Source organism: Mesorhizobium sp. M5C.F.Ca.IN.020.29.1.1 (genome assembly GCF_003997375.1).
GTDB classification, from domain to species: domain Bacteria; phylum Pseudomonadota; class Alphaproteobacteria; order Rhizobiales; family Rhizobiaceae; genus Mesorhizobium; species Mesorhizobium wenxiniae.
This window is the reverse complement of sequence record NZ_RZSW01000968.1, coordinates 1-1,277: the sequence shown is the minus strand read 5'-3', so window position 1 is coordinate 1,277 and position 1,277 is coordinate 1. Positions and strand designations below refer to the sequence as shown.

Sequence of the window (1,277 nt, the reverse complement as noted above, 5' to 3'; positions counted from 1 at the left end):
CACCTCGTCCGGTGTGCAGCCCGCAGCCTTGGCTGCAGCCTCGCTGGTCATTGCCGTAGAGGCTCGGCCCTTGCTGCCAGTGAAGGCATTGGCATTGCCGGAATTGACGACCAGCACGCGCGCCTTGCCCTGCCCGAGATTCTGCCGGCAGAAATCGACCGGCGCCGACGGGCATTTCGACTTGGTGAACACGCCGGCGACCGTGGTGCCGGCATCGAAGACCATGGTCAGCAGGTCTGTGCGGTTCTTGTACTTTATCCCGGCCTCGGCGGTGGCGATGCGGACGCCCTCGATGTCAGGCATTTCAGGATATTTCTTCGGCGCGAGCGGCGAAATGGTGGCTGACATGAAGACCTCGGGCGGGAAAATCGCAAGGGGAACGCCGGTTTGCCCGATAGCGGGCGCCGGTGCAAGGGCGTTTTCCCGACCGTTGCGGACGACACCAAACTGCCGGCAGCACGCTTGCGTCATTGGGCAGGATTTAGGAACTTCCAGAACATCTTCTGCACGCCGGGAATGAGCCCCCAGATCATGATCGCGACCATTAGCGGGGCGATGACCAGCGTGCGCTGCCAGATCTCCCACTGTTCGGTCAGCGGGAACACGACATAGAGAATGGCGGTGATCAGCGGATAGACGCCGGCAAGCACCAGCAGCGCAAAGCGGAGGCGCGAGAAGCGGGTGGCGGTCGAGGTCATTGGTTCTCTCCTTATCGTTACGAAACGTTCCGTTATATAAAACGGGCCGTTCCGTTTCGTCAAGAGCTCGTATATGCATGCTGAGGAAACTTGCCGATAAGGAAAACAGCAGATGGGTGAGGACGCAGATCAGGCCCGCAAATCAATTGGCGCGCGGCGCAACCCCGACAGCGCCGACGCCATTCTCGACGCCGCCGAGGCGGTGCTGGTCGAGGCCGGTTATTCCGGCTTCTCGATCGAAGCGGTGGCGCGGCGGGCGCGTGCTGGAAAGCCTACGATCTATCGCTGGTGGCCGAGCAAGGCCGCTTTGCTCTTCGACGTCTATCAGCGGCTAAAGCGCGTCGACAACCCCGATACCGGAAACCTCGAGGATGATCTCGTCGGCTTCCTGAAGAACCTGTTCTCGCACTGGCATGAAACGTCCTCAGGCAGCGTCTTCAGATCGCTGATCGCCGAGGCGCAGTCGGATGCGACCGTAGCCGCCGTGCTTGTCGAATACACGAAAGGACGCCATGCCCATACCGCCCAGATGATCGAGCGCGCCAAGGCAAGAGGCGAAGTGGCCGCCGACGTCGATTC

Annotated in this window: 3 protein-coding genes; 1 reads left to right on the top strand and 2 read right to left on the bottom strand. The window is 61.4% G+C overall.

Annotation, left to right across the window (positions count from 1 at the left end; all coding sequences use genetic code 11):
• The coding region (locus EOA85_RS35475) for a bifunctional ornithine acetyltransferase/N-acetylglutamate synthase (RefSeq protein WP_206523474.1) at positions 1-348 on the bottom strand (348 nt) is incomplete at its 3' end.
• A gap of 119 nt (positions 349-467) precedes the next feature.
• A complete protein-coding gene (locus EOA85_RS35470) occupies positions 468-698 on the bottom strand; it encodes a hypothetical protein (RefSeq protein WP_127212743.1) in 231 nt (76 codons plus the stop codon).
• A gap of 112 nt (positions 699-810) precedes the next feature.
• Here EOA85_RS35470 and EOA85_RS35465 point away from each other — a divergent pair.
• On the top strand, positions 811-1,277 hold a 467-nt coding region (locus EOA85_RS35465; protein WP_164760141.1), incomplete at its 3' end, for a TetR/AcrR family transcriptional regulator.